Genomic DNA, 25140 nt, shown 5'->3' with positions numbered 1-25140 from the left:
TTAACCGGAAACGATGCAGTTCATCGCGATTCCGGCCGGCGTCACAAGGAAGGGATCCCGGGGCTTGATGGTTCTGATCCCCGTTACCTTCTCAAAGACACTTTCAATTCCTGTCAGACAGGACGTTCCGCCGCACAGATAGATCGTATCTGTCACGGACGGATCGATATACTTTTTCACAATGGTGGCCATCTTTTCGACCACCGGACGTACCACCGGCATGATCTCTTTATGCCGGCTGTAGTCCTGCTTGATTTTTTCAGCTTCTTCGAAAGATACGTGGTAATTTCCGGCAAGCACCAGAGACAGATGCGTGCCGCCTGTCGGCTCATCCTCTATCTCAATAACCTTTCCATCTTTAAACAATGCGAGGCCGGTGGTGCCGCCGCCGATATCTACCACAACACCGTTCTGAATCTGATATACAGAATTCGCAGCCGTAGGCTCATCGAGCACATTGGTGACTTCGAACCCTGCTCCTTCTGCCACATATTCATGAGTCCGGACACTGGAGTCTGTACCGGCCGGCATGGCAATCGCGCACTCGACAAGCTCCCGGTCAATCCGCTGTTCCAGTTTGTCCTTCAATTCCTGCACAATCGTCCGCGCGCCGCTGAAATCAACCACGACACCGTCCCGCAGAACGCTCGCAGCCTTTTTTTCACAGGCTACCGGCTGATTGTTCTCATCCAGAACGACAAGAACAATATATGCAGTACCCAGATCCAGCCCCGTCTTCAGTCTTCTGGAAGACGGAAAAACCTCCTCCTGGGACCGTGATACCTTGTCCATGTATGTGTCAATTCGCTTCAGATCAAGCATAAACGCACCTTTCATTTCAAATTCGTGTAATTCTGAAATTCCCGCTCCGGACTATCCTGCCCGTCACCAGATTTCACTGCAGCCGTTTTTCTTACGGTCAACGACCCTGTCCGTCACCAGTTTTCACTGCGGCCGATTCCCTTGCGGTCAATCTTCCGAATGATTCTTCCCATCGTAAAGCCATGCACGAACGCTGCATTTGCCTCATCAAAATCGATATGCATCTTGCAGCTGAAATTCTGGCTGACACGAATGATCACATCCTCAAAGATTACCGGCCTGTCACTGAGTACTTCCACTGCAACCCTGTCCTTATCCTTAAGATTCAGCAGCTTCGAGTCCTTCTCCGTCACATGAATATGATTGTGTGCAATAATCACACCCTGTTTGATGTCCAGCGAACCGGCAGGCCCCTGGATGGTGATAGCACCGCTTCCTTCGACATCCCCGGATTCCCGCAGCGGAGCATTTACTCCAAGCGCGACGCAGTCGCTCTTGGAAAGCTCCACCTGTGTCGCGCTGCGGACGGGGCCGAGCACAGCCACATGACTCATGGATCCCTTTGGTCCGATCAGGGTCACTCTCTGATCGGAAAGGAACTGGAATGGCTGCGAAAGATCTCTTTTCGGCGTAAGCGTTGCTCCCTTTCCGAACAGGACCTCACAATCTGACTGCGTCAGGTGAACGTGCTTTGCAGAGACCTCGATCTCTACCAGTCCGGCCATATGGATGGAATCCATCACGGCTGAAACAATATCCTTCATCAATTGCCTCCTCCTGTGTAGTCTCCGGCCAGATATTTGCACATCATAATATGAAGTGCACTGGACAGACGGTTGAGTTCTTCAATAATATCTCCGCGTTTATACTTCCGGCCTTCCCTGAACGCAGTGCAGGCGGACAGCTCTGTCTCCCTGATCTGTGTCCGGATACGATTAAGATAAGCATAATTAATTCCCATGCTGTAATCCGGAAGCAGCATCTGCTTAATCTTATAGAACTTCATCGGATCATGAGAGCGCTCGCGCAGCTCAGCATGAGTCAGTCCGATCGTTGTCATCTCAGGAACGTCCTCGCCAAGAACATCACAGCGCATCAATTCCCGAAGATGGCGCAGAATATCATTGAGATCGTCGACAAGTGACTGACAGCCGTTCTCATATATAACTGCCTGAGCCAGGACGATCAGCGACTGTACCGAATCGAGTTTCCCACGAAAAACGATTCTCGGATCATCTTTGTTCACCAGTTCATTGCCGTAAAGCTGGGTCATGTGTTCCGGTTTTTCATAGAAGAATGCCCCTGTCTCATGTTCTGTGTACTTCGGACGCAGAACGGCCACTGTATCTGTTTTTTCTGCAGCAGGTGCCCTCTGTTCCTGCGGAGCAGGGGCGCCGGTGCTTACTGTTTTCTTCTGTCCGCCCTGACCTGGATGGACCTGATCATGAAAATTGCTTTTCATCTGATATCTGATTTTTTTCTGCTGCAGATACTCTTTTGCTGCGGGAGTAAGGATGGCTCCGTCCGGCACGATATATACGTCTGGCTCGGAATTTCTCAGCTCATAACGGAGTAGTTCCTCGGTTATTGCTTTCATACGCCTTCACTCCTTCTTCTTTTATCATTTCCGGAGCTGTATGCTCCCTGTCATCCTCTCGGTATTATGCTTTATTACTCTGCAGTATTGCCGAGCGTCGGAAGAATATACTCCACGTCCATATGCGGTCTCGGAATGACATGTACCGAAATCAGCTCGCCGACTCTCTCGGCTGCAGCCGCGCCCGCATCCGTTGCTGCCTTTACTGCTCCTACATCGCCTCTGACCATGACGGTGACAAGGCCGCCGCCTACACGTTCTTTTCCAATCAGATGTACATTTGCAGCCTTAACCATCGCATCTGCCGCTTCGACGGACGCTACCAGACCCTTTGTTTCGATCATTCCCAGTGCTTCTGTAGTTTTTGACATAATTATTCGTTCTCCTTTCCAATAGACGGAAGAATGTACTCTACTTCCTCATGCGGTCTCGGGATGACATGTACGGAGAGAAGCTCACCGACTCTCTCTGCCGCTGCAGCGCCCGCATCGGTCGCTGCCTTTACCGCTCCGACATCACCTCTGACCATGACGGTCACAAGGCCGCCGCCTACACGCTCTTTACCGATCAGATGTACATTTGCGGCCTTGACCATAGCATCTGCTGCCTCGACAGCCGCAACCAGTCCCTTAGTCTCAATCATTCCAAGTGCATCATTAACTGTTGCCATTGTTTTCTCCTCTCAATATAATTGGCATGTCTCATCAGGTTCGTATATGATGGATACGTCGCATCAGGTTCGTTTGAATGATCACATCGCCTTCAGCCGTGCGATCACGCTCTTCACAATCTCATCGACATTGATATCCGACAAATCAGGCTGGTTATCCGCACTCTCCACACAGGAATCGATTTCCGCGCGGATATCCTCCATCTCTTTCTGCCCATACGCCACGTATCGCTTGTTGATGAGCTGCATCGGACCAACGTTTTCGCTGGTTGCGCTTCCGCCCACCGCGCCGCATCCGAGTGTCAGAGCCGGCTGCAGTGCTGTGGAAGCCCCGATGCCGCCGAGTGTACTCGGTGTATTGACAACAATGCGGGATACCGGAACACGTTTTGCAAAATAGTCAACAATTGCTTCATTTTTTGTGTGCATGGAGAATGTATGACCTGCGCCCTCGTAATAAAGGATCTCACAGACCTTGTCGCAGACATCGTGATAATCCTTACCTGTGTAGAATCCCATAATCGGTCCGAGCTTCTCATTCGAGTATGGATGACCGCGTCCCACACCAGTCTCTCTCGCAATCAGAACCCTCGCATCCTTCGGAACCTTGTCCAGGTGCGCCAGTTTGGCGATTGTTTCAACGCTCTTTCCGACAATCTCCGGATTCATTGTCCCATTTGCGCGAAGGATGAACTTGCCGAGTTTTTCACTCTCTTCCTGATCCAGGATATATGCCCCCTGCTTCTTCAGTTCAGCCATAACCGGCTCCACCATATCCTCGTCACAGATGATCGACTGCTCAGATGCACAGATTGTTCCATTATCAAACGTCTCGGAATCCAGAATTCTCTTCACTGCCAGAGGAAGATCACAGGATCTTTCAATGTAGGCAGGGCCGTTTCCGGGTCCGACACCGATCGCCGGTGTACCGGAAGAGTACGCTGCCCTTACCATGGCCGATCCGCCGGTAGCAAGGATCAGTGCTACGTCTCTGTGATGCATCAGTGTATCCGTTGCCTCCATCGTCGGAATGGAAATACAGGATACAAGATTCTCATTTGCGCCTGCCTCCGCGATGGCCTGACGAATGACTTTCACCGCCTCCATGATGCAGCGCTGTGCCGTCGGATGCGGGGAGAATACAATTGCATTTCCCGCCTTGACAGCGATTTCTGCCTTATAGAAGGCAGTAGAGGTCGGATTCGTGGACGGGATAAGTCCGGCGATGACACCTACCGGAACCGCCAGCACGCGCAGTCCCTTCTCATCGTCGCGGGAAATCTCTCCGACTGTCTTCATATCCTTGATATGCTCATAAACTCCACGGCTTGCAAACACATTCTTGACAATTTTATCCTTTACCTTGCCAAAACCGGTATCCTCGACCGCCATTCTGGCAAGACGCTCAGCATTACGGACACCAGCGTCCGCGATGCAGCGAACAATATGATCTACCTGAGCCTGATCCATGCGCGCAAGCTCTTTCTGCGCTTCCTTGGCTGACTCAACCAGATCCCTCACTTCCTGCATTGAGATCAGGTCTTTATCGATTATCTTCATTCTGCCATTCTCCTGTTATTTTTCTGTTCTGCTTAATCCCTCTCTGTCACAAAATGCTTTTATACCTTCCAGCAGCACGTCTTTGCGTGCGGATCGGATCTGCTCCCGTGTCAACGTATCGATTCCAAGTTTCTTTGCGAGATTTCTTAGTTCGCCAACACTCTTGCTGCCAATCTCGTCCAGTGAAATCAATGAAGACGCCGGTTTCCCCTTGATCGGATCCGTCGCTTCCGACGACACCTCCGGTTTTGTGTCCGGCAGATCCGGAGCGCCGCTCTGTACTCCGTCACGTTCTTTCAGATTATCCTCCGGGATATCCAGATTTACGTCTGGTTCTTTCGGATCATCGGCCGGTCCCTCCGGATCATTATCCGTTTTTTCCGTATGATCGTCCGGTCCTTCCGGATTCCCATCCGGTCCTCCAGGATTCCCGTCCGGTCCTTCCGGATCATTATCCGGTTTTTCCGGGTGTACATGACCGAGGATCTGTTCCACATCACCATGCGGTCGCGGGATCACGTGAACCGAAATCAGCTCACCGATTCTCCCTGCCGCGGCTGCCCCTGCGTCAACCGCAGCTTTCACCGCTCCGACATCTCCCCGGACCATTACCGAGACCAGTCCTCCTCCGGAGTATTCCCTGCACTGAAGAGTTACATTGGCGGCTTTCAGCATAGCGTCCGCTCCTTCTATGGACGCAACCAGTCCTCTGGTTTCTATCATGCCTAATGCCTGCATATACTACCTCCGATACTGATCATTCTTCTCGCGGGCTTGAAGCAATCGCCTCAACAGCCGCAGCGAAGGCATCGCAGGCAGATTTGCATGCCGACTGGCTTCCTGTCAGCAGCGCGCCTCCGAAGTTGGTTTCTGACGGCGGCGCGTAAAGAACACAGCACTGCACATCCGCTGCCTTGAGTGCCGCATCCACTGCATACATAGCCTCAAGCGGCGGTGCAATCAGGTACGCGATTGCCTCTCCTTCCTTTATGCCGCAGGAAGCGGACAGGTAAGAGCCTGTTCTTGATATGCAGTGCGCATAATAGCAGATCGAATCATCGTCGTTCGCAGATACGAAGTGGCAGACATTCTCAATCATGTCAATACAGGCGTCCAGTCCTGCCCTCGCCTCTGCCGGATTCGGAGCTGCCAGAATACCGATGATCTCACCGGCCAGTGCAGTGTTCGCATTGGCTGCACCTGCATACATACTCTTTGCGTAAACGACTTCACAGTCTGCTTTCTTCGTAGCCTCATCCAGTGCTGTGTAAGTGACATCATCGATGTCGGCGGTAATAAGTGCCAGGGACTTCTGATCCGGCCTTAACTTCAGCTCCTTTGCAAGGTCCGGAGAGACATTCGCGATTAGTCTGGTCGCCAGAACCTTTGCGAACAGTGGATCTCTTTTCATTCTTCAATTCCTCCATTCCGGTTAAATTACAGTTTCAGGTCCGTACCGCTGGCTTTCTTTTCGAGCATGATTTTAATAATTTCCGCAATGTGGGCGCCGGCCTCCGAAGGATTCGTTCCTGCGCTGTGGATATTGGAAACAACTGTTCTTCTTGCCTCCGGCATTCCCACTGTCGCCTTGTAAGCGATATAGGCAGACATAGAAGTCGCAGTAATCAGACCCGGACGCTCTCCGATCAGTGTGCAGACAACCTCTGCGCCGACCAGCTCACTGATCTCATCCTCCACCGCCACGCGGCCGTACTTCACGAAGAATGGCGTTCCGGTATCAATGTGATAGCTTTGAAGCCCCTGCATGATCGCCGGAAGAAGATCCGGGATATTCGCTGCTACTGCCGCAGAGGACAGACCATCGGCAACGTAGATCTGAACTGTCGGGTTTTTTTTGCATTTCTCTTTAATCGTCTCAACCGCCTCAGGGCTCAGCTTACGTCCGAGATCCGGTCTGGTCAGATACGTATCCTTGCTGTCACATTGTGTCTGGACGATGAACAGTCCCTGACTCTTGATGAACTCTTCATCTACATCGTTGAAAACTGCATCCTGCGCTGCAGAATGCGCCGCTCTGAACTCAAGCTGCGGAAGTGTTTTGTAGCGGGCTCCTGCCTTTCCGATACCCAGACGGCACGGAGCAGCTGCCTTCTGCTCTGCGTATGCCTCTTTATTGACCGGGTTCTCCACCAGATACTGCTTGCGCAGATCAATCGCAGTGATATCCGGAAGCTCTCCATCTTCAACATAAGAGGGATCAAGACTCACCCCTTTGTCCGGAATAACAAGCTGACAGCCTCCGGCATTCGAAGCACCGACCGCCTCTTTTACTGCAGAGCTGACGGAGGCAGCTGTACTGCCGACCCCTTCCGCTCCCGGTTTAAGATTCATTTCTTTGAGAACTTCCTCAATGACTGTTCTTAAGTCCTTTGATTCCATTTTCTTTCACCGCCTCCCTTATTTGCTCATGAATACGGAAGCATCGCCCGCAAGTTTTGTCAGTTTACCGTTCTCTGAGAAGCCCATCTTCTCAAGCCACATATCGAATTCGTGAATCGGACGAAGGCCCATAACCTCACGGAGAGCTGCCGCCTCATGATATCCTGTGCACTGATACATCAGCATGCAGTCGTCGCCTTCCGGAACACCCATGATGTAATTGCAGCCTGCAGCCACAAGCAGTGTTGCCAGGTTCTCGATATCATTCTGATCCGCCTTCATGTGATTGGTGTAGCAAGCATCGCATCCCATCGGAACGCCGGTCAGCTTACCCATGAAATGGTCTTCCAATCCGGCACGAATGACCTGCTTCGAATCATACAGATACTCCGGTCCGATGAAGCCGACAACCGTATTTACCAGAAACGGCTGGAACCTTTTAGCAAACCCGTAGCAGCGAGCCTCCATCGTCACCTGATCCCATCCGTTATGCGCATTGGATGAAAGCTCGGATCCCTGACCGGTCTCAAAATACATCACATTCGGTCCGGTGCATGTTCCCCTCGTCAGCATCGTCTGACGGCCTTCCTCCAGCATCTGAGCGGTCAGACCAAACGCCTCATTTCCCTTCTGGGAACCGGCGATGGACTGGAACATCAGATCAAGCGGGGCTCCAAGTCTTTTCGCTGCCTCCGTCTGAGTCGTCACATGAGCCAGAACGCAGATCTGAGTCGGGATATCCCATTTATGTTTAAATTCATCAAACATCTTCAGGATGCGCGCCACACTCTCAACCGAGTCGTCAACCGGGTTCAGACCGATGACTGCATCGCCGCATCCGTAAGAGAGTCCTTCCATAACAGACGCAAGGATTCCCTTTGGATCGTCAGTCGTATGATTCGGCTGCAGACGGGATGAGAACGTACCCGGAAGTCCGATTGTCGTGTTGCAGTGTGCGGATACACGAATCTTTTTTGCCGCGTAGATGAGGTCGAGATTGCTCATCAGCTTGCAGACACCGGCGATCATCTCAGCGGTGAGCGCCCGGGAGACACGGCGGATCATATCCGGTGTCGTATCTACATCAAGAATCCACTCGCGAAGCTCGGAAACCGTCCAGTTCTTAATCTCATTGAAGATTGTCTCGTTGACATCATCCTGGATAATCCGGGTAACCTCGTCCTCTTCATACGGAACTGCCGGATTGTTGCGCAGGTCATTCAGCGTCAGATTGGCGAGCACGTACTTTGCCGCAACTCTCTCCTCCGCTGTCTCGGCTGCGACACCTGCCAGTTTATCACCTGATTTTTCCTCGTTCGCCTTGCCCATTACTTCTCTTACGGATTTAAATTCGTAAGTTTTGCCAAATAGTCTTGTTTTTAAAATCAATTGTCACACCTCTCTTAAGAATTAAATACCAGTGTTTTATTAACCACAGGTACTACTGTTCCGCCGGCCAACGGCTCACCGATATCAATATAATCGCCGCCCGCCGCACGGATCCCGTCGATGCAAATAACCGGTTTTTTGAAATCAAGCTGAATATTCAGCGCGTTTCCCAGAACCTTTCCAATGTCACACTCCACAACTACAATCAGCGGGTAGCTGCTTTCTATCACCTCCCTGGCTCCTTTGATGATGGCTGCTGCCAGCTTCTGGATCTGTTGAAAGCCGGTCCAGCCTTTTCCCGAAAAAGCGATCGCTACCTGCTCCATCCTGCCCTCGGTGTAAAACATGGGGAGCTGTGTCGCGATTGCCTGACTGAATGTTTCAAAATCAGTCTCGCTGTCCTCCGATATTTTCAGAACCGGTACGTTTTTCAAAGGAAGCTTGCCTTTGTCATACCGGATGGTGCTGCCGCTTACATCTGTAGAATGTGTTCCTGCACCCACGACCGTAGCGCGGATTGTCTCCTTCGCCTGATAGCGGGTCAGTGCCGCGATCGTCCTGTTCTCGCGGATGGCCTTCCCCAGCAAAACGCCGATATCCCCGTAGCGGAACAGTTCACTGTCGTTTTCCTGATAAATGCAGTCAGCGACACCTCCGGAATATGTGACCGCACGGATGCCGATATCTTCTCTCAGCATCTTGCCGTCATTGGTATACAGGGCGCGATGCTCGTCGTCAGGCTGCACCAGACGCAGCGCTTTCGCGAGCTCATCTGCCATGATCCGGCAGACCTTCATCAGCACCTCCGGATCTGCACGGTCACCCTCAGCGATTCTGATTCCGTGGTTTGCCGCCAGTTTCACGATTTTGTGGAAAATATAAGAAATTTTCCCATCTACGATCTTGATCAGGCGTCCGCCGATATCCAGGCAGCAAGTGCCTTTAAGCGCGCCTTTTTCATAGACCGCAATGTTGGTGGTGCCGCCTCCGATATCCAGGTTTGCCACCGTCGTGTGATTTTCCTGAGAAATCGCATCTGTGCCGGCGCCGCGTGCCGCCAGCACCGACTCAAGATCTGGTCCGGCAGTGGCTACCACAAAATCGCCGGCCATATCCGAGAGAGCTTCCAGCACCTCATTGGCATTTTTCTTGCGCGCTGTCTCACCTGTGATGATCACGGCGCCGGTTGACAGATCCTCCGGTTTCATACCCGCAGCCTGATACTCACTCCGGATAATTTTCTTGATCGCGTCCGCATCAATCTCGGTTGCGGATTTCAGCGGAGTGAAATAAATCCTGCTTCGGTAAATAACCTCTTTTTCAATGATCGAAACCCGCGGAACCGTGTAGTTTCCGGCAACGTTTTCGATCACCAGCCGGCTGAAAACCAGCTGTGTAGTTGATGTGCCGATATCAATTCCGATACTCTTGATTTCCTGTCTCATTTTTTTATAGCCTCTTGTCTCCTACGATCACTTATCGATAGGTTTCATGATCTGATTAAGCCAGCTGAACCAGGTCCTTGTTCCGCTGCTGTCAGAGGAGATTCGAATATTCCCTCTCAGCTTGTCACGCACGAAGGAACGTACAATCAACATGCCGAAATTCTCGCTGCTCTGATCAGAAGCATCATATCCCACGCCGTTATCCTCGACCGTAAGCTCCGAATACAGCTCTCCCTGATGCACATGGATACTGATCTGACCTTCCTCCCGATCCGGAAATGCGTATTTCACGGCGTTCTGTATCAACTCGTTGACCACAACGGAAACCGAAGTCGCGACATCCGAATCGACCTTGAAATCCTCTCCACTCACAGTAATGGCAATCTTTCTATTTCCGGAAAACGCAAGGGTGATATTATTTTTCAGGTTCTCCAGTACCTCCCGGAGACTCACATTGTCCGCAACCTCGCTTGACAGCAGCTCGTGGGTATTTGCAATGGAAAAAATGCGATTCATCGTCTCCATCAGCACTTCCCGTACTTCGTCATTATCCGATTTCCGCATCTGAAGATTCAGCAGGCTGATAATTGTCTGAAGACTGTTCTTGACCCGGTGATGCATCTCCCGGATCGCTGTCTTTCTCAGCACCAGCTCCTTCTCCTGTTCCTTCTGCCGCGTGATATCGCGCATCAGCACAGCTTTGGAATAGTGCCCGGATTCGATCGGAACGGTTTTTACGCTGATGATCCTGCTTCCAACCAGTACCTCTTCGTACGAATAATCATGATCATACGTGTCGACGCTTTCCGCAGTCAGTCTCACGTTCGCGTAAGGCTGATGCAGAAGATCTTTCACATAGCCAAGTTCTTCATACATTTCTTTCGCGACATGGTTCCTCAGCGATATGATTCCTTTTTTATCCACCAGCAGCAATGCCTCGTCGATACACTCCGCAAGCCAGTTGTTGTCCGGCATGATTTTTGTGACCGCCGCGGCGATCTCTTTATAACCGCTCATCGAGATATGCAGTTTTTCGCGTGGCTGTATTTCGTCACTGGTCTGTTTCTCGAAGATCAGCACACCGATCACGCGGTCATGCAGTTTGATCGGCTCTACCGTCTGAATGGTGATGCCCTTTTCCTGTGTCGTTGCCTTCATCTGCCGTGTGCCCACCCCCAACCGGAACGTTCTGGCCACAGCAGGCTCATTTTCCTTCGCAGCGATCATGCCGACGACACTGCCCTTATAAGCGGACGGAACCTTTGTCGGCTTTGCTTCTGCCACCACAAGAGAATCTCCGCTATGCATCAGGCAATCAATGAATACATCCGCCTCTTCGATATCGGCGATTGATGGAAGCAGTTTCGCCATCGTAAGAATCTGCGTGATTTCCTCTTCCGTCAGATCCACATATTTCCTGCACAGTTCGCACAGGCTTTGCTCATCCATATTCATATACTCCTAACAAGTATCATCTCCGAGACCCTTCTCATGGACAGATGCTTTTGCTGACTGATCTGCCTGATATAACTGTAAGCATCTTCCTCGCTCTTTTGATCGCGCAGCATGATCAGGCCCTTGGCCTTTTCAATAATGACGCGGCTTTCCAGTCTTTCCTGTGCCCTTTCCACTTCTGCGCGTATCTTCCTCATCTCCCGGCTGCGGCTGACAGCCAGCTCAATGCTCGGAATCAGCGATTTCTCGTAATACGGCTTCACCAGATATCCAGATACGCCGCAGTCCTTCGCCGACTCAATAAATTCCGGATCCGTATAGGCAGTCAGCAGAATGATCGTGTCCGCCAGCTTTTCCTGAAAAATAATCTTTGATGCCGAGAGTCCGTCGAGAAACGGCATCTTGATGTCGAGCAGGACAAGATCCGGCTTGTTTTTCCGGCACTCCTCCACCGCATCAAAGCCGTCGGAGGCCTCTCCGACAACCTCATATCCCGAATCTTCGAGAAGTTCTCTTAAGTCCATCTTTGCGATCGGCTCATCATCTGCTATTACTATTCTTAATGCGTGTTCTGTCTTTTCCATTTATCAGAGCCTTCATTCAGCCGCGTTCGTTTATCCGCGACATTGTCAATCCTCCGGCATATCCAGTGCCCGGAGCAGTTCATCCACACCTTCACCTGTCACGCTGCTGATGCGGTAAATTTTTTGTGCTCCCGCTGCTCTCAGATACACCTCTGCATCATTGATTTGTTTTATACCTGCGATATCGATCTTCGTCACAACACCCAGACACGGTTTGGTGAACATCGTCGAAAACTGTGCCGGATACATTGTTCCGTTCTCCGTCGCATCCTGCAGAAAAAGAATGATGTCCGCATCGGCCGATGTGACCATCAGCGCTCCCCGGTATCCCCTCCGCTCCAGGTATTCCCCCGGCGTGTCAATCATCACCTCATGTTCCACGGTGACGGTCTGGGTTTTGTGATACCGGATATCCTCGTTGAAAATTCTCTGGCACAGCGTCGTTTTTCCGGCCGTTGACCGCCCGATCAGCATAATTCTTTTTCTATTCTGATTTGTCATCTGTCTGTCCGTCATGTCCTTGTGATCACCGTGGAAGAAAATCCCATCATGCCGCAGAGAACATTCATGACGTTTTTCAACGCCTCCCCCACAGCCGCAACATCGCCGGTAATCACCAGCGATCCGTTGAAGCGGTCCACAAAGCCGATTTTAATATCCGCAGCCTTCGAAGCCACATCAGCAGCGATCATAGCGCCCTCACTCGGCGTGATCGTCATGATTCCGATTGCGCCCGATGCGTCCAGAAGACCCAGCTTCGAATATAAATCCGCATCCGGGCTGGCGATCACATGCGCCAGAGTAACCTGTTTTCCGGGAACAAATTCCTGGATAATTCTCTCTTTGTTCCCGCCGTTCCCGGCGTTCGATTCAAACATAGCCCCTCCTTCCGGCCTGCATACCGGCAATCATCCCTGGTAAGCTATTTCTTACGCCCTGCCGGTAAACGCCTGACGATAAAGCGTCTTGATATCCTCCAGCGTGACCTCTCTCGGGTTCGATGCAGTGCACGGATCAGCAAGCGCTGCCTTTGCCATCTCATCCAGCTGTGCATTAAAATCATCTTCTGTGACACCTGCCTCTGCGATTGTCGCCGGCATGTTCATTTTCTCCATAAAGCGTTTTGCAGTGCGGATCAGCATCAACGCGCTCTGACGCGTTCCCACGCTGTCCATGCCCAGCTGCGCGACGATCTCCGCGTATCGGCTTGCGGCCGGTGTCAGATGGTCATGGCATCCGGCATTGAAGCTCATGACATACGGAAGAAGAATTCCGTTTGCCCGCCCATGCGGAATATGAAAATGCGCACCCATGGCGTGCGCCATACCGTGGTTCAGCCCGAGACCGGAATTTGCGAACGCAATACCAGCCATGCACGAAGCGTTGTGCATGCTCTGCCGCGCGTGAAGGTTCTCGGGATTTTTATACACTTCAAGGAGGTTGTTCTGTAAAAGCTGCAGTGACTTGATGGCCATGGCATCCGTAAAATCATTGTGTTCCCTGGAGACAAAGGCTTCCACCGCATGTGTAAATACGTCAATGCCCGTATCTCCGGTGACCTTCGGCGGCGCGCTGACGACCAGACTTGCGTCCAGTACAGCGATATCCGGCACCAGACTCTCGTCCACGAGCGGATATTTTGTCTGCGTCGTTTTGTCTGTAATAACGGCAAATGTGCTCACCTCGGAACCGGTTCCGCTGGTCGTCGGAATCGCGATGAAGCGGATGTTTTTATATTTTTCATTTACACGTCTCGCGATAAAAACGATCGCTTTCGCCGCGTCGATGGACGCGCCGCCGCCGAGGCAGATGACCGTATCGGGATCCAGCGCCTCCAGCCTTTTGATACCGGCAGTCACTACTCCCAGATCCGGCTCAGCCGCCACATCCGAAAAAACATCGTACTGCTTTCCCGCGCGATCCAGCCGGTCCGTCACATACGAAACCTTTTTGCTGACCGCAAGAAAATGATCCGCTACAACAAACACCTTTTTCATATCATTCACCAGCTGATCGAGCTGATCACCGATCATGATCCTGGTGCTGACTCTGAATTCTCCCATTGCTTCCCCTTTCTTCTGTGTTAAATTAATAGTAAATTTTTACTGTTATTCCGAGACAAAAAAAGCAGCATTTTAAACATACTGTTTAAAATGCTGCATCGCACTTAAATACATATTACCTCATTCTTCTACGGCTTCCTCGCCCGGCAGAAAAACACACTTCCCCCTGCTTCGTATTCACACTCAAAGGAAAGAACGAATACGCAAAGCGAAAAGCCGACAGGAAAATGCGGGTTTATGAAATTGTTGGCATCCTTTCAAAGCGAAAAAGAAAAGGGAAAGCACCGACCGTTCCGCCCGACACTTTCCCTTTCGACATTGCATCCGCCGGATTGATAATTAAGAGAGGTGGCGCAATGTAAAAAAATTCGATGGCGAAGCACTTAACGGTCTTCCCTGTTCATAAAGTACCGGTTCCATTCCATGGACACGGCCGAAAAGCCATCAGCTGCATCGCTGAGGGCAGGCACTCTCCCAGATCCGAGGAGAATTCATGTGCGTTATACACGGGCAGGTCTTCTGACTGCGGCGTCATCACTTTTTCTCACCTTCTCAGGTTTCCCCAATGGCATAAGAGAAAAAGCTAAGCCAACACAGCAACGGCATTGTGCAGGATTCACACCTGCTTCCCTTTTCACCGGCAACAATTTACCGACACCTATGTACCATCAAATTTATGTTGTCAGTTTATAATATTGACAACCTTTTGTCAAGCGTCATGTTTTGTATAATTTTATCAGCTGATTCTGTATATTTTGCCGGATATTTGTCCAAACACCACTGGTTAATAAATCCCGCTCCTGCTAATATAGGATGTGCGCAAAGCACGCACATGCTCAGATCTTCTGTTAAAGACCGTAAGCCCCATATGATACATCGTGCCACATACAGTATCAGCTGCGGATCGCTCCGTACTTCGCCGCTAAGATACAACAGAAGATTCATGACTCATGCAGCAATGATACAGCAACCATGACGCAGCAACTATGATACAGCACAATGATGCAGCAGCAATGACGCGGCAGCAATGATACAGCACAAAAATATTAACAACGAGGTTATTTCACAAATGTCATCATCTGATTCCAAAGCAATTACCCAAAACAAAAGAACCGCCAGAAATGAGATCGATATGATCCACGGCGGCCTGGCAGGGAAAATCATGCTCTTCGCGCTCCCGATCGCTGCCGCGAGCATTCTGCAGCAGCTCTTCAATTCAGCGGATTCCGCGGTCATCGGACAGTTTTCCTCTCCTGAAGCTCTGGCTGCCGTCGGCCTCAATGCGGAACCCATCGGCATCATCCTCGGTCTGATCACCGGTCTCTCCGTCGGCGTCAATGTCCTGATCGCCCGCTACATCGGAATGAACCGCCGGAAAGAAATTCCTGCGGCTATTCACACATCCATGCTCTTCAGTCTCATTGTCGGCGTCATCCTGATGATCTGCGGACTCGTGTCCGCCCGGCCGCTGCTGATCCTGATATCCACTCCGGACAATATCCTCGATCTCGGCGTGCGCTATCTTCAGATTTACATGCTCGGAAGTCCGTTCATCGTAATTTACAACTTCGCAAGCGCCATTCTGCGGGCTAAGGGTGACACCAGAAGACCCCTTTATGCTCTGATTTCCGCGGGAATTCTTAATGTCATACTGAATCTTTTCTTTGTTATTGTGTGCCGCTTAAATGTAACCGGTGTCGCTCTCGCGACGGACATCTCCAATGCCCTGAGCGCAGCGCTCACCGTTTCCTTTCTGATGAAGGAAACCGATGAATTTCATCTCTCCCTGCGCAATCTTCGTCTTAAGGGAGGTCATGTGAAGCGTCTCCTGGCCATCGGCCTGCCGGCAGGTATACAGGAGGCAGTGTTCTGCGTCTCAAATGTATTCATCCAGGCCGCCATCAACGGCTTCGGGTCCGACGCCATTGCAGGAAGCGCCGCCGCCCTGAATTTTGAGTACTTTGGATACTTTGCCGTAGCCGCCTTCACGCAGGCCGCCACCACCTTCATCAGCCAGAACCACGCCGCCGGACAGAAGAAACGCTGCGGAAAAATTTTCCTGTACTGCCTCATCTTTGGAGCCCTGGCCGGCGCCGTGCTCAGCGTTCCGATCGCGCTCTCCGGGACCTTCTTCATGCGGATTTTCTCCTCAAAAGAGGCCGTCCTGATGTACGCCATCCGTCGGAACCGCCTGGTCCTCCTCTGGGAATACCTCGTCACCCTGTATGAGATTCCTGCAGCTGTTCTCCGCGGAAGAGGTCATTCTCTGCTCCCCTCCGTTGAGATTCTGTGCGGCACCATCCTGTTCCGGCTGATCTGGCTGTTTACCGTTTTCGCACGCCACCCGGTTTACGAAGTCCTCTGCCTCGTCTGGCCGGTCTCCTGGCTTCTGACGGCCGCAGCCCTGTATATATCAATTCTGATCATGAAGAAACTGAATCTTTACGACTGACTGTTTCCATATCCTGTCTGTCCGCTTCCATTTCGCGGCTGACCGCTTCCATTTCGCGGCTGATTGTTTCTATATCCCGGAGGAAGAAAGCACGCAGTACTTCAGCGGCTTTCCTGTCCGGAAAACGAAATCTTCCAAGAGACTGCACCGGCATGATTCCCATCAGAGAATTGGTGATGAACATGCCGGTGAATTTTTTCAGATCTTCCGTCCGCACCACCTGTTCCCGGAATTCCAGACAGTCCCCTTCCTTCGGACCCAGCGTCCATTTTTTCCCCGGATCAAGCAGATAACTCCGTATCGTTCCCTTCAAAAGCCCGCTTGTTACCGGCGGAGTCACAACTTCATTTTCCCTGGTGAAAAAAACATTGCTTACGGATCCCTCGCAGATCTCGCCCTTTGTATTCACAAAAACCGCTTCATCATATCCCATCTTCCGGATCTGCCGGTGTACCAGAATATTGTCCCCGCAATTCAATGTCTTATAGTAAGTGAACGGCGAGGTTTCATTTCGGAGAACCGGGCTGAAACGCAGCCGGAGTCCCTCCCGGAACTGCCGGGCGGTATACGGATTCTCCCGGGTACTGAACAGCAGATTCTCCTCCGTCACGGTAATTTTCAGCGCCCCTTTTTCCCATACCCGTCCTTTCTCAAGTCCCGACAGATATCCGCGGAGCGCCTCCGTCAGCCAGGCCTCCATCCCGCTTTTTTCGCCGTTTCCGCACCATTCCCCTCTGCCACGCTCTTCCTTCCACTTCAGATACGCTCTGTTTTCAATATGCAGGTCACGAAGTCCGCCTGCCAGCCTGCGGATATGCAGATCCTCCAGCATTGCCGTCCCATGGATTATTGCAATTGTCTCGAATAATCCCATTCCGAAGAAAAAGCCGTCATCCACCTTACATCTGATCTCTTCCATCTCACACCTCTGTTTCCGATTCTTTCTGTCTGAACTGTACCGCATTTCTCCCCGTCCAGAGCTCTTCCTGCTCTCCTGTTGCCGCACAGATGTTGCCGCGCAGACCGTCTCGTGCAGCGACGCCTGCTATCTTATTCCCTTATCCTCTCATTCTTTTACTGTATAAGTCCAGTCGCAATGTTCTTGGCCCACGGGGAGCTTGCTCACCAGTGGGCAAGAACATTAGCGACGACAACAGGTATGAGCATGGAGCGGTGCGAAGCAACGCGGGAATGCTCATATGCGCGGGCAGTGAGCCACATCCGCTCACACAAAGTGTGAAGCGGTGGGGCGAACGCCGCGACAGACCGACGAAGTCGGTCACCTGTTAGCGGCACGGAAGCTGCGAAGCAGCGAAGTGACGCGGGGACTTATACAGTCTGTGGCGCTGTTTACAGCATGTGGTTTACCGCACGAATCGCCTCGAGCAGTGCCGCCGCTTTCTGATTTGTCTCCTCATATTCGAATTCCGGATCCGAATCCACGGTAATTCCCCCGCCGACTCCGATGCTGCAGCAGCCATTTCGACAGACCGCCGTCCGGATCACGATATTAAAATCACAGTTCCCGTCCAATCCCAGATAGCCGATGACTCCTGTATACAGTCCCCTGCTGCTGTTCTCCTGTTCATCGATGATTTCCATCGCACGACGCTTCGGTGCGCCTGTGATTGACCCGCCCGGAAAAGCCGCATCGAGCAGATCCACCGCGCTGCAATCCGGTCTCAGCCTCCCCGTTACATCCGAGATAAGATGATGCACCGTTGCGAAGCTTTCGATGTAATACATGCGCGGCACCTTCACGGATCCCGGCACACACACCCGGTTCAGGTCATTCCGCTCCAGATCCACGATCATCAGCAGCTCACTTTTGTCCTTCTCCGACTCCGCAAGCTCCTGCCTCAGTCTCTGATCCTCCTCAGGCGTATCCCCTCTTTTTCGCGTTCCCTTGATCGGACTGGTCTCCACGGCTCCATCCCGAACCCGCAGGAAGCGCTCCGGGGAGGCGCACACAATCTCATACTCTCCGAAGGACAGGAATGCGCCGAACGGCGACGGATTATACTTCCGCAGATACCGGAACATCTGATACGGATCCCCGATGTGTTCCGCTGTAATCCTGCGGGTCATATTCATGACGTAGATATCTCCTGCCCTCATATACTCGATCAGCCTACGGATTGTCTCTTCGTAATCCTCTTCTCCGTAATCAGAGGAAAAAATCACTTCTCCGGTACCTTCTCCGGCATCCGCCCTTTCCGAATCACCGGATATGACCGCTTTTTCCCTCTCCTCCATCCTGTCCGGATCATTCCGCACAATCCGTTTGTCATTCGTAACGTTCTCCGCACAAACGCACGCTGTTTCCCCGGCCCACATCCGGACTTTCTCCCGATAATCACCAATTCCGGCCAGATTTTCCCCGGTGCAGATCCAGATTCTGTTCTCCAGAAGATCTTCAACCAGATACAGATCATAAAAGACAAATCTCCCGTCGGGCAGACCTCCGTCAACGGAAAAATCATCGTTTTCATGCCGTCCCGGTATCTCCGCCCTTTTCCTTCCGTAATCATAACTTAACCAGCCGATAGCACCTGCGGTCATGACCGGTCCGCTATCCCGCCGCTTCGAATCGGTTCCGCTCTCATCCTTCTTCCGCTCACTGCCGGATTCACAGCCTGCAAGCTTCCGCTCCCCGCCTCTTTCGCAGCCGGCTTCCTTTTGCTCACCACTTGTTCCGCAGCCGGTAGTCTTCCGCTCCCCGCCGGTCCCGGATTCCCTGTTCTGTCTATCCCGGTTATTCTCGATATAATCCTTCAGGAAAGCCAGAAGATCGCCCGTCCGCCTCTCTCCATTCACGAACAGCTCCCCTTCTCTTTCCTCCGCCTCAAGATAGGGATACAGGCCAAGAATCGAATATCTTCCGTCCGGTCCTTTCAGCGAGGAATCCAGAAATGCCCAGTCCGATCCGCTGATGCCATCCCTCCGGATGACATCCGCAAGCCGTTCCAGCGTCAGCCCTTCTCCACTCCACTCTTCCGTTATTATCCGTCTCATTGCTTTCTCCCGCTCACTTTCAAGTCCGTCACCTTTTATCTCCTGCCCATTCTGCAGTTTCTGCAAATCTGTAGTTTCTGCAAATCTTAAGAAAATTTTCCAGCAGCTCATAACCGTATGCCGTGAGAACCGCCTCAGGGTGAAACTGAACACCGTACACCGGGCAGTATTTGTGATGCATTGCCATAATTATTCCTTCCCCGTCCACCGCGTCAACCGCAAGCACTGGCGGGAGATTTTCTCCGGACACAATCAGTGAATGATAACGCGTCACCGCAAATTCACCCGGCAGACCCGAAAACAATCCCGTCCCGTTATTGTATGCAGGAAGAACCTTGCCATGCATCGGTGCTCTCCCGCGCCGGATCTCTGCTCCATAAGTAGATCCGATGATCTGATGCCCGAGGCAGACTCCGAGTATCGGCACTCTGTCCTGAAATGTCCGGATCACCGCCACCGAAGGGTCCTCTTCGGAAGGAGATCCCGGTCCCGGCGAAATGACAATTCCCTCCAGATCCTTCATCCTCCCGATGCGATCCGGGGAAATCCGGTCTCTCCGGATCACCGTCACCGCCTCCCCGAGCTCCCGGAAATAACTCACCAGGTTGTACGTGTAGGAATCAAAGTTATCAATCATTGCAAGCATTTTGTCCCCCTCAAATACTGTGCGCTTCGCAGCTTTCGTGCCGCTAACAGGCATGAGCACTTTCGTGCCGCTTGCGCGTCACTTCGTGCTCATACCTGTTGTCGTCGCTAATGTTCTTGCCCACTGCTGAGCAAGCTCCCCGTGGGCCAAGAACATTGCGACTGGACTTATACACAACGAGATAAAACACGCTGCGCGAGTTTTATCTCGCTATCGCGACGCTCGCCGCACACGAATACTTCGCATTCGGCTGCGGCTCACTGTTCGCGTAAAAAAAACCGGAGCAGAACGGGAGCATCATAATGACACTCCGCATTCTGTTCCGGCAGTATTCTTAAGCTGAGATAACGCCCAAGGCACACCAGTCAGTTTTTATAAAAATAGTACCATATCTTTACCATGCAGCCAAGGCCTTAGTTTTTACTTAGTCCCAGCCCAGCTTTTTTCTCTTCTCCTTCATATCCGCGACAATCTGCTCACCGAGCTTGACCGGGTCCACATTTACCACCATGTGAGATCCGAGTGTTTCCTCGGTTCCCTGCTTCAGGAACTCAATTACATTCTTCGAACCGAAGATCTGCGCCTCAACACAATGGTAAGAGGAAATTCCCAGAAGACGGAAGGCCAGAGCCGCATCGATTCCCTTTTCATTGCTCCACTCAGGAGAAGTGAACGCATACGGCATATCCGGCAGTTTCTGGCCGAGCGCACCCGCAATGCCTGCCATGATGGCACTCGATCTCGTGTTGTCGATACACTCTCCCACATGCCACACCGGCGGAAGATCCGGCTCAAGGAAACCGCGGAGTTTTTCTCCCGCAAGCCTGTTTGCGTCCTTCGCGCAGTAGCCGAGCTTCATCAGCGGATACGACGCGCATCCGTTCGTGAGGATGATTACATTATTCTCAATCAGCACCTTCGCCACATCCGCGATGCACCGTTCATACGGCACCTTCGGGTTATTGCAGCCGACCATGTTGACGATTCCGAGAATCCGTCCGTCCTTCAGCGCCTCCGCGATCGGACCGAAGCCTCCGAAACGGCGGCTCAGATATTCGGCAGAAAAACCGACTTCCGCGGTGACTTCATACGGCGGAATGTAGACCGGAATACCCTTCCTGTCCTCGAAACTCTCGATTCCGCGCAGGACGATCTTCCGCGCCAGCTCCTTCGCCTCACCGATGTTGGAATGATGACGGTCGAACTCCATTCTCTCGGCACCGGGCAGATGCGCGGAAGCACTCGTCGTCACAACCGTCGTGCGGTAACATTTTGCGACATCCATGATCGCCGGGAACACATCCTGAACATCCGCCACCCAGAGATCCAGCGCTCCGGTCATCAGAACCAGCTCCGCGGAAACCGCGTTGGACAGCGGAATAACGCCGTCATAGCGGTACATCGCGGAAAGTCCGCTGCAGCAGATTCCGTAGAAACGGATTCCCTTCGCACCCTTTTCCTTCGCAAGGTTAATCATTTCCTCTGTCTGGCCGCATTTCACAATTTCCTTTACCAGAAGCGGCAGATGACCGTGAACCGCAATGTTCACGTACCCTTTCTCCAGTGCTCCGATATTCACCTTCGAGGTCACACGGTCGCCGATACCGAACAGAGAATCGGTCGCGATCGACGCTCCCGCCACACCGGTGAAACAGAAGGCGAGTCCGCAGCGCAGGAAATGCTCCATCGTGCTTCTCCAGTCTCCGTCAGTTCCCACCGCCGTCTTGTGGTACGCTTCAAAAACCTCATGATAGGCGCTGATCGGCATGATATCCAGATCCTTCCAGAGCTTTACGCGCTCAGGCGGAGCACAGACCTCCGCTGTCTTGTATACGTGAGCCGGATCCGGGCTGGAAAGATCGTCCAGCAGAGCCTTTGCCAGATCGTATGCGACATCCTTCACCTCACGGCCCTCTGTCGGAATTCCGAAGCCCTTCGCCGTGGTCAGAATCTTCTGCTCACCCAGGAGCGGCACATCCAGCTTGCCCTCTGCGGCCCACATCAGCTCAAGCATCAGCTCTCTCGCATGCATGCCGTGCTGCGCGGCTCCGGCAGCTGCCGCACGCAGAAGATTCCGCGCGACAATCAGATCGGCGTCCGCCCCGCAGACACCCTTCTTCGCCTTCTGCGTGATACGGCACGGTCCCATATTGCAGATCTTGCAGCAGATGCCGGCCATACCAAAATTACACTGCGGCTGCTGTTTATCGAACCGGTCGAAAGTTGTGTCAATACCCAGCTGCTCCGAGCGCAGAAGCATCTCACGGATTGCCGGGTCCGGTGTCTTGTCAATCTGATCCTGCTTGGACGGGAAGGTCTTGCGGTATGCGGTTACGGCATTCATATAGTCCCGGATAAACGCGTTCTCATCTTCCTCTGTGTCGACACATGCCGCGCCCTCCGCAGAATGGTGCCCCATTCCCGTTCCCTCGTCTGCATGAATCTTTTCTTTTCCGTCATGCACAGATTCCGGATCTCTTCCTTCCTCTACTGCGCGGTACTCCGCGTCTATTTTTTCCGGATCATGCGCGGATGCTTTCTGAATCACGACCGGGATTCCATTTTCATCAAACCCAATCAGATTACGATGTGTGTGAATGTGTTCGAGCATGCTTCTGATATCCTCCTCTTTTTTCCTCCTGCGGCATCATCGGCTGCCGCAATCTGCCTGTGCCGGCAGCTGCAATCTGTTCTTTTCCGGACAAAAACACAACATACCTGAAAAAAACAATACCCAGCAAAATCCCGGCAATTATACATTCTACATCTGCCAGTACCAAAAATACAGACACAATATCATTTCCCCGTCCCGGCACAAATCCGGAAAGGTTTTTCCCCCAGTCCCCCGCACGAAGCGCGTTCCATGTCAGCCGGGTTCCGATTGCGGTATTGATGAACGGAAACGTAAATCCCGAAAATGACGGATAAAATGTTCCCCCGATGTATCGGGATACCTGCACCAGTCCGAGCACATAGAAGACGCTGGAGAACAGAAAGATCACCAGAAATACAGCAGGATCCTTTGTCTCAAAGGACTGATGATATCCCACCAGACACAGGCTGAACGGCGCCGCACAGATCGCCGTCAGAGGCGCAAGCGGCTTCTCCGCAGGGAGCTTACGATAGCGTACCGCCATCAGGATCATCAGTACCGACGTCGCTGCCAGACCGTAAACCGTCAGCACTCTGCCGAGCGCCTGCATCCCGAAAGCAGGGCTCGTCGCCGCAGCCGCCACAATGCCCACATAGACCAGAAACCAGGTCATGTATACGTTTTTCAGCTGAAAATAACGCACAAAGGACGCTGTAAACCACACGATCAGCAACGCGTGAAGCACCAGCGCCGCCCACCAGACTGGCACACCAGCCGGAACGCTGACACTCTTCAGACTGACTGCGAGGAACATCAGTCCCATGGAAAAAGTCCCCGCAGCGCCGGCTATGGCAGGATTCTTCATATCCCGGCGCAAATCTTCCGGATACAGAAGAGCCTTCAGAACCAGCAGCACCAGAAGCGCCACGGATACCAACTCCATGAGAACCCACACAAGATTCGAATAGCTCTTCAGAAAATTCCCAAATGCCGCAAAAGCAAGCATCACTCCTGCTATCGGAACCGGCACTCTCCTGATCATGCTCTTCATGCGTCCCTTCCTCCAGAAAAAATACACCTGCCGCTCATTATGTTACGAAACCACAGCCGGAGCTTCTCCTAATGCCAGCCCACATCCACAGTTCCTCATAACACCACTTCCACTGCCGCAGTTCCTCATAATACCGGCTCTCAACCACGTTTTTGCATTACGCTTCTGTATTTATTATATTTCCTATCAACTAAATATGATTTTGAATTATACAGGAACATTCCGGCAATGTCAACGAAAAAGAAAGCTCATTCGCGTTGCTCATTCCTGCTGCCTTCGAAACGAGATAAAACACGCTGCGCGAGTTTTATCTCGCTATCGCGACGCTCGCCGCACACGAATACTTCGCATTCGGCTGCGGCTCACTATTCGCGTAAATCACGGCCAGTCTCTTACACACGCTTCGCGTGTAACGATCCTGTCTGCGTTTTTGAGGAGCTGATGCGATACCTGGCCATATGTTCAGAATCTTCAAGCGAATCGCCGCCACCCGTGAAACGGGTGGTTCGGTCCGGGCTATAAGCCCGTGTTGCTAGGCCAGCGTCTCAAGGCGCTGGCTTTCACTTTATGGCTACGGGAAGTTTCTTTGATCACTTCCCGCAGCTCCGTTCAAGCCACATTGCTTTTTACTCGTCGCTGCCCCTCAAGGGGCATCCGTATTACTTACCCTGACCCTTAAAAGGGTCTTCGTATTCCTTTACGCTGAGCTTGTCCTGTATGATATCCGCCCGCTCCTGGTCTTGGATATATTTTCTGATGGTAGCTTCATTTAACCCTACTGTACTGACATAATATCCTTCTGACCAAAAATGTCTGTTTCCAAACTTGTATTTTAAATTTGCGTGCCTGTCAAACATCATAAGGGCACTTTTCCCCTTCAAATATCCCATAAATGACGCCACACTGATCTTAGGTGGTATGCTAACCAGCATATGTACATGATCTGGCATCAGATGACCTTCGATAATTGTGACACCTTTATATGTACATAATTGATGAAGTATCTCTGCAAGGTCTTGCTTGTATTGATTGTAAATGATTTTTCGCCTATACTTTGGTGTGAACACGATATGGTACTTGCACAGCCATTTGGTATGCGCAAGGCTATTCGCCTGGTTCGCCATGAGATCACCTCTTTCTTTTAAATAGTGGCTTGGACACCTCTATTATAGAAAGAGTTGATCTCAATTGTATAACCATTTGACTCTCACCCGCATAGCGGGTGGTTTTTTATTTCGCTCGGCTCATATTTCCGTTGGGAAATACTCGCTCGAGCTCAACAGGCTAAAGCCCATAACAAGGAAGGCCGCCACGCAACAGTTTGCGCAGCGGCCTTCTTCTACATATCTTCCGTATCGTATTATATATTTTCAGTATTATATATTTTCAGTATTCTAT

General features: G+C 51.8%; 22 protein-coding genes, 1 pseudogene and 1 riboswitch. Of the genes and pseudogenes, 1 reads left to right on the top strand and 22 read right to left on the bottom strand.

Annotated features, from left to right (window positions below; all coding sequences use genetic code 11):
- The 16 genes and pseudogenes from eutJ to ACTQZS_RS10230 all read right to left on the bottom strand — a co-directional run bounded on the left by eutJ (nt 1) and on the right by ACTQZS_RS10230 (nt 13985).
- A complete protein-coding gene (gene eutJ, locus ACTQZS_RS10305; protein WP_441475729.1) occupies nt 1-822 on the bottom strand; it encodes an ethanolamine utilization protein EutJ in 822 nt (273 codons plus the stop codon).
- A gap of 113 nt (nt 823-935) precedes the next feature.
- The gene (gene pduL / locus ACTQZS_RS10300) at nt 936-1586 is read right to left on the bottom strand and encodes a phosphate propanoyltransferase (RefSeq protein WP_441475728.1); all 651 of its coding nucleotides are present in this window, start codon (nt 1584-1586) and stop codon (nt 936-938) included.
- A complete protein-coding gene (locus tag ACTQZS_RS10295) occupies nt 1586-2419 on the bottom strand; it encodes an ATP-binding protein (RefSeq protein ID WP_441475727.1) in 834 nt (277 codons plus the stop codon). Before ACTQZS_RS10295 ends, pduL begins: the two co-directional genes overlap by 1 nt.
- Before the next feature lie 74 nt (nt 2420-2493).
- Nucleotides 2494-2790 (bottom strand): ethanolamine utilization microcompartment protein EutM, encoded by a 297-nt coding sequence (gene eutM, locus ACTQZS_RS10290; RefSeq protein ID WP_441475726.1) that lies wholly within the window; start codon nt 2788-2790, stop codon nt 2494-2496.
- 2 nt (nt 2791-2792) lie between these two features.
- Nucleotides 2793-3089: an ethanolamine utilization microcompartment protein EutM gene (gene eutM / locus ACTQZS_RS10285; RefSeq protein ID WP_441099450.1), complete on the bottom strand. Its 297-nt coding sequence runs from the start codon at nt 3087-3089 to the stop codon at nt 2793-2795.
- An 81-nt stretch (nt 3090-3170) separates the two neighbouring features.
- Complete coding sequence (locus ACTQZS_RS10280; protein WP_441475725.1) at nt 3171-4649, bottom strand: acetaldehyde dehydrogenase (acetylating); 1479 nt, start codon at nt 4647-4649, stop codon at nt 3171-3173.
- A gap of 480 nt (nt 4650-5129) precedes the next feature.
- Nucleotides 5130-5387, bottom strand: a pseudogene (locus tag ACTQZS_RS10275) (BMC domain-containing protein); the annotation flags it as partial.
- 19 nt (nt 5388-5406) lie between these two features.
- The gene (eutL, locus tag ACTQZS_RS10270) at nt 5407-6060 is read right to left on the bottom strand and encodes an ethanolamine utilization microcompartment protein EutL (RefSeq protein WP_441099448.1); all 654 of its coding nucleotides are present in this window, start codon (nt 6058-6060) and stop codon (nt 5407-5409) included.
- Nucleotides 6061-6086: 26 nt separating this feature from the next.
- Complete coding sequence (gene eutC, locus ACTQZS_RS10265) at nt 6087-7049, bottom strand: ethanolamine ammonia-lyase subunit EutC (RefSeq protein WP_441475724.1); 963 nt, start codon at nt 7047-7049, stop codon at nt 6087-6089.
- Between the two features lie 18 nt (nt 7050-7067).
- Nucleotides 7068-8438, bottom strand: a complete 1371-nt coding sequence (locus ACTQZS_RS10260) for an ethanolamine ammonia-lyase subunit EutB (RefSeq protein ID WP_441099446.1) — start codon at nt 8436-8438, stop codon at nt 7068-7070.
- A gap of 14 nt (nt 8439-8452) precedes the next feature.
- Entirely contained in the window at nt 8453-9883 is a 1431-nt protein-coding gene (gene eutA / locus ACTQZS_RS10255) for an ethanolamine ammonia-lyase reactivating factor EutA (RefSeq protein ID WP_441475723.1), read from the bottom strand.
- Between the two features lie 27 nt (nt 9884-9910).
- Nucleotides 9911-11332, bottom strand: a complete 1422-nt coding sequence (locus tag ACTQZS_RS10250) for a sensor histidine kinase (RefSeq protein ID WP_441475722.1) — start codon at nt 11330-11332, stop codon at nt 9911-9913.
- Nucleotides 11333-11334: 2 nt separating this feature from the next.
- Complete coding sequence (locus tag ACTQZS_RS10245) at nt 11335-11922, bottom strand: ANTAR domain-containing response regulator (protein ID WP_441475721.1); 588 nt, start codon at nt 11920-11922, stop codon at nt 11335-11337.
- 45 nt (nt 11923-11967) lie between these two features.
- Nucleotides 11968-12423: a EutP/PduV family microcompartment system protein gene (locus tag ACTQZS_RS10240; RefSeq protein ID WP_441475720.1), complete on the bottom strand. Its 456-nt coding sequence runs from the start codon at nt 12421-12423 to the stop codon at nt 11968-11970.
- 11 nt (nt 12424-12434) lie between these two features.
- Nucleotides 12435-12800 carry an ethanolamine utilization microcompartment protein EutS gene (gene eutS / locus ACTQZS_RS10235; protein ID WP_441475719.1) on the bottom strand — a complete coding sequence of 122 codons (366 nt, stop codon included), beginning with the start codon at nt 12798-12800 and terminating at the stop codon, nt 12435-12437.
- Between the two features lie 51 nt (nt 12801-12851).
- Nucleotides 12852-13985: a 1-propanol dehydrogenase PduQ gene (locus ACTQZS_RS10230; protein WP_441475718.1), complete on the bottom strand. Its 1134-nt coding sequence runs from the start codon at nt 13983-13985 to the stop codon at nt 12852-12854.
- Between the two features lie 492 nt (nt 13986-14477).
- A riboswitch (cobalamin riboswitch) is annotated at nt 14478-14662 on the bottom strand.
- A 392-nt stretch (nt 14663-15054) separates the two neighbouring features.
- On the opposite strand from ACTQZS_RS10230, the gene ACTQZS_RS10225 reads away from it, so the two are divergent.
- Nucleotides 15055-16437 (top strand): MATE family efflux transporter, encoded by a 1383-nt coding sequence (locus ACTQZS_RS10225; protein WP_441475717.1) that lies wholly within the window; start codon nt 15055-15057, stop codon nt 16435-16437.
- Here the strand turns inward: ACTQZS_RS10225 and ACTQZS_RS10220 are convergent.
- The 6 genes from ACTQZS_RS10220 to tnpA form a co-directional block, all read right to left on the bottom strand.
- Complete coding sequence (locus ACTQZS_RS10220; protein ID WP_441475716.1) at nt 16409-17356, bottom strand: aminotransferase class IV; 948 nt, start codon at nt 17354-17356, stop codon at nt 16409-16411. The two genes, ACTQZS_RS10225 and ACTQZS_RS10220, sit on opposite strands and share 29 nt — an antisense overlap.
- 431 nt (nt 17357-17787) lie before the next feature.
- A complete protein-coding gene (gene pabB / locus ACTQZS_RS10215; protein WP_441475715.1) occupies nt 17788-19452 on the bottom strand; it encodes an aminodeoxychorismate synthase component I in 1665 nt (554 codons plus the stop codon).
- Between the two features lie 28 nt (nt 19453-19480).
- Nucleotides 19481-20098, bottom strand: a complete 618-nt coding sequence (locus ACTQZS_RS10210) for an anthranilate synthase component II (RefSeq protein WP_441475714.1) — start codon at nt 20096-20098, stop codon at nt 19481-19483.
- A 424-nt stretch (nt 20099-20522) separates the two neighbouring features.
- Nucleotides 20523-22709 carry an anaerobic carbon-monoxide dehydrogenase catalytic subunit gene (gene cooS, locus ACTQZS_RS10205; RefSeq protein WP_441475713.1) on the bottom strand — a complete coding sequence of 729 codons (2187 nt, stop codon included), beginning with the start codon at nt 22707-22709 and terminating at the stop codon, nt 20523-20525.
- Complete coding sequence (locus tag ACTQZS_RS10200) at nt 22681-23742, bottom strand: TDT family transporter (protein WP_441475712.1); 1062 nt, start codon at nt 23740-23742, stop codon at nt 22681-22683. The genes cooS and ACTQZS_RS10200 overlap by 29 nt, the downstream gene beginning before the upstream one ends.
- Before the next feature lie 659 nt (nt 23743-24401).
- On the bottom strand, nt 24402-24866 hold the full coding sequence (gene tnpA / locus ACTQZS_RS10195) for an IS200/IS605 family transposase (RefSeq protein WP_441475711.1): 465 nt from the start codon (nt 24864-24866) through the stop codon (nt 24402-24404).
- Between the last annotated feature and the right edge of the window lie 274 nt (nt 24867-25140).

The organism is Bilifractor sp. LCP19S3_H10, from assembly GCF_052119185.1.
In the GTDB taxonomy this organism is placed as follows: Bacteria; Bacillota; Clostridia; order Lachnospirales; family Lachnospiraceae; genus Bilifractor.
This window is presented reverse-complemented; position numbering and strand designations above follow the sequence as displayed.

Coding starts and splice junctions, on each gene's coding strand:
- ACTQZS_RS10230 (WP_441475718.1), bottom strand. CDS start 13,985: ATGGGAGAATTCAGAGTCAGCACCAGGATCATGATCGGTGATCAGCTC.
- ACTQZS_RS10245 (WP_441475721.1), bottom strand. CDS start 11,922: ATGGAAAAGACAGAACACGCATTAAGAATAGTAATAGCAGATGATGAG.
- ACTQZS_RS10210 (WP_441475714.1), bottom strand. CDS start 20,098: ATGCTTGCAATGATTGATAACTTTGATTCCTACACGTACAACCTGGTG.
- ACTQZS_RS10295 (WP_441475727.1), bottom strand. CDS start 2,419: ATGAAAGCAATAACCGAGGAACTACTCCGTTATGAGCTGAGAAATTCC.
- eutJ (WP_441475729.1), bottom strand. CDS start 822: ATGCTTGATCTGAAGCGAATTGACACATACATGGACAAGGTATCACGG.
- eutS (WP_441475719.1), bottom strand. CDS start 12,800: ATGTTTGAATCGAACGCCGGGAACGGCGGGAACAAAGAGAGAATTATC.
- cooS (WP_441475713.1), bottom strand. CDS start 22,709: ATGCTCGAACACATTCACACACATCGTAATCTGATTGGGTTTGATGAA.
- eutL (WP_441099448.1), bottom strand. CDS start 6,060: ATGAAAAGAGATCCACTGTTCGCAAAGGTTCTGGCGACCAGACTAATC.
- ACTQZS_RS10220 (WP_441475716.1), bottom strand. CDS start 17,356: ATGGAAGAGATCAGATGTAAGGTGGATGACGGCTTTTTCTTCGGAATG.
- ACTQZS_RS10225 (WP_441475717.1), top strand. CDS start 15,055: ATGTCATCATCTGATTCCAAAGCAATTACCCAAAACAAAAGAACCGCC.
- eutA (WP_441475723.1), bottom strand. CDS start 9,883: ATGAGACAGGAAATCAAGAGTATCGGAATTGATATCGGCACATCAACT.
- eutC (WP_441475724.1), bottom strand. CDS start 7,049: ATGGAATCAAAGGACTTAAGAACAGTCATTGAGGAAGTTCTCAAAGAA.
- ACTQZS_RS10240 (WP_441475720.1), bottom strand. CDS start 12,423: ATGACAAATCAGAATAGAAAAAGAATTATGCTGATCGGGCGGTCAACG.
- ACTQZS_RS10280 (WP_441475725.1), bottom strand. CDS start 4,649: ATGAAGATAATCGATAAAGACCTGATCTCAATGCAGGAAGTGAGGGAT.
- ACTQZS_RS10250 (WP_441475722.1), bottom strand. CDS start 11,332: ATGGATGAGCAAAGCCTGTGCGAACTGTGCAGGAAATATGTGGATCTG.
- ACTQZS_RS10200 (WP_441475712.1), bottom strand. CDS start 23,742: ATGAAGAGCATGATCAGGAGAGTGCCGGTTCCGATAGCAGGAGTGATG.
- eutM (WP_441099450.1), bottom strand. CDS start 3,089: ATGGCAACAGTTAATGATGCACTTGGAATGATTGAGACTAAGGGACTG.
- tnpA (WP_441475711.1), bottom strand. CDS start 24,866: ATGGCGAACCAGGCGAATAGCCTTGCGCATACCAAATGGCTGTGCAAG.
- eutM (WP_441475726.1), bottom strand. CDS start 2,790: ATGTCAAAAACTACAGAAGCACTGGGAATGATCGAAACAAAGGGTCTG.
- pabB (WP_441475715.1), bottom strand. CDS start 19,452: ATGAGACGGATAATAACGGAAGAGTGGAGTGGAGAAGGGCTGACGCTG.
- pduL (WP_441475728.1), bottom strand. CDS start 1,586: ATGAAGGATATTGTTTCAGCCGTGATGGATTCCATCCATATGGCCGGA.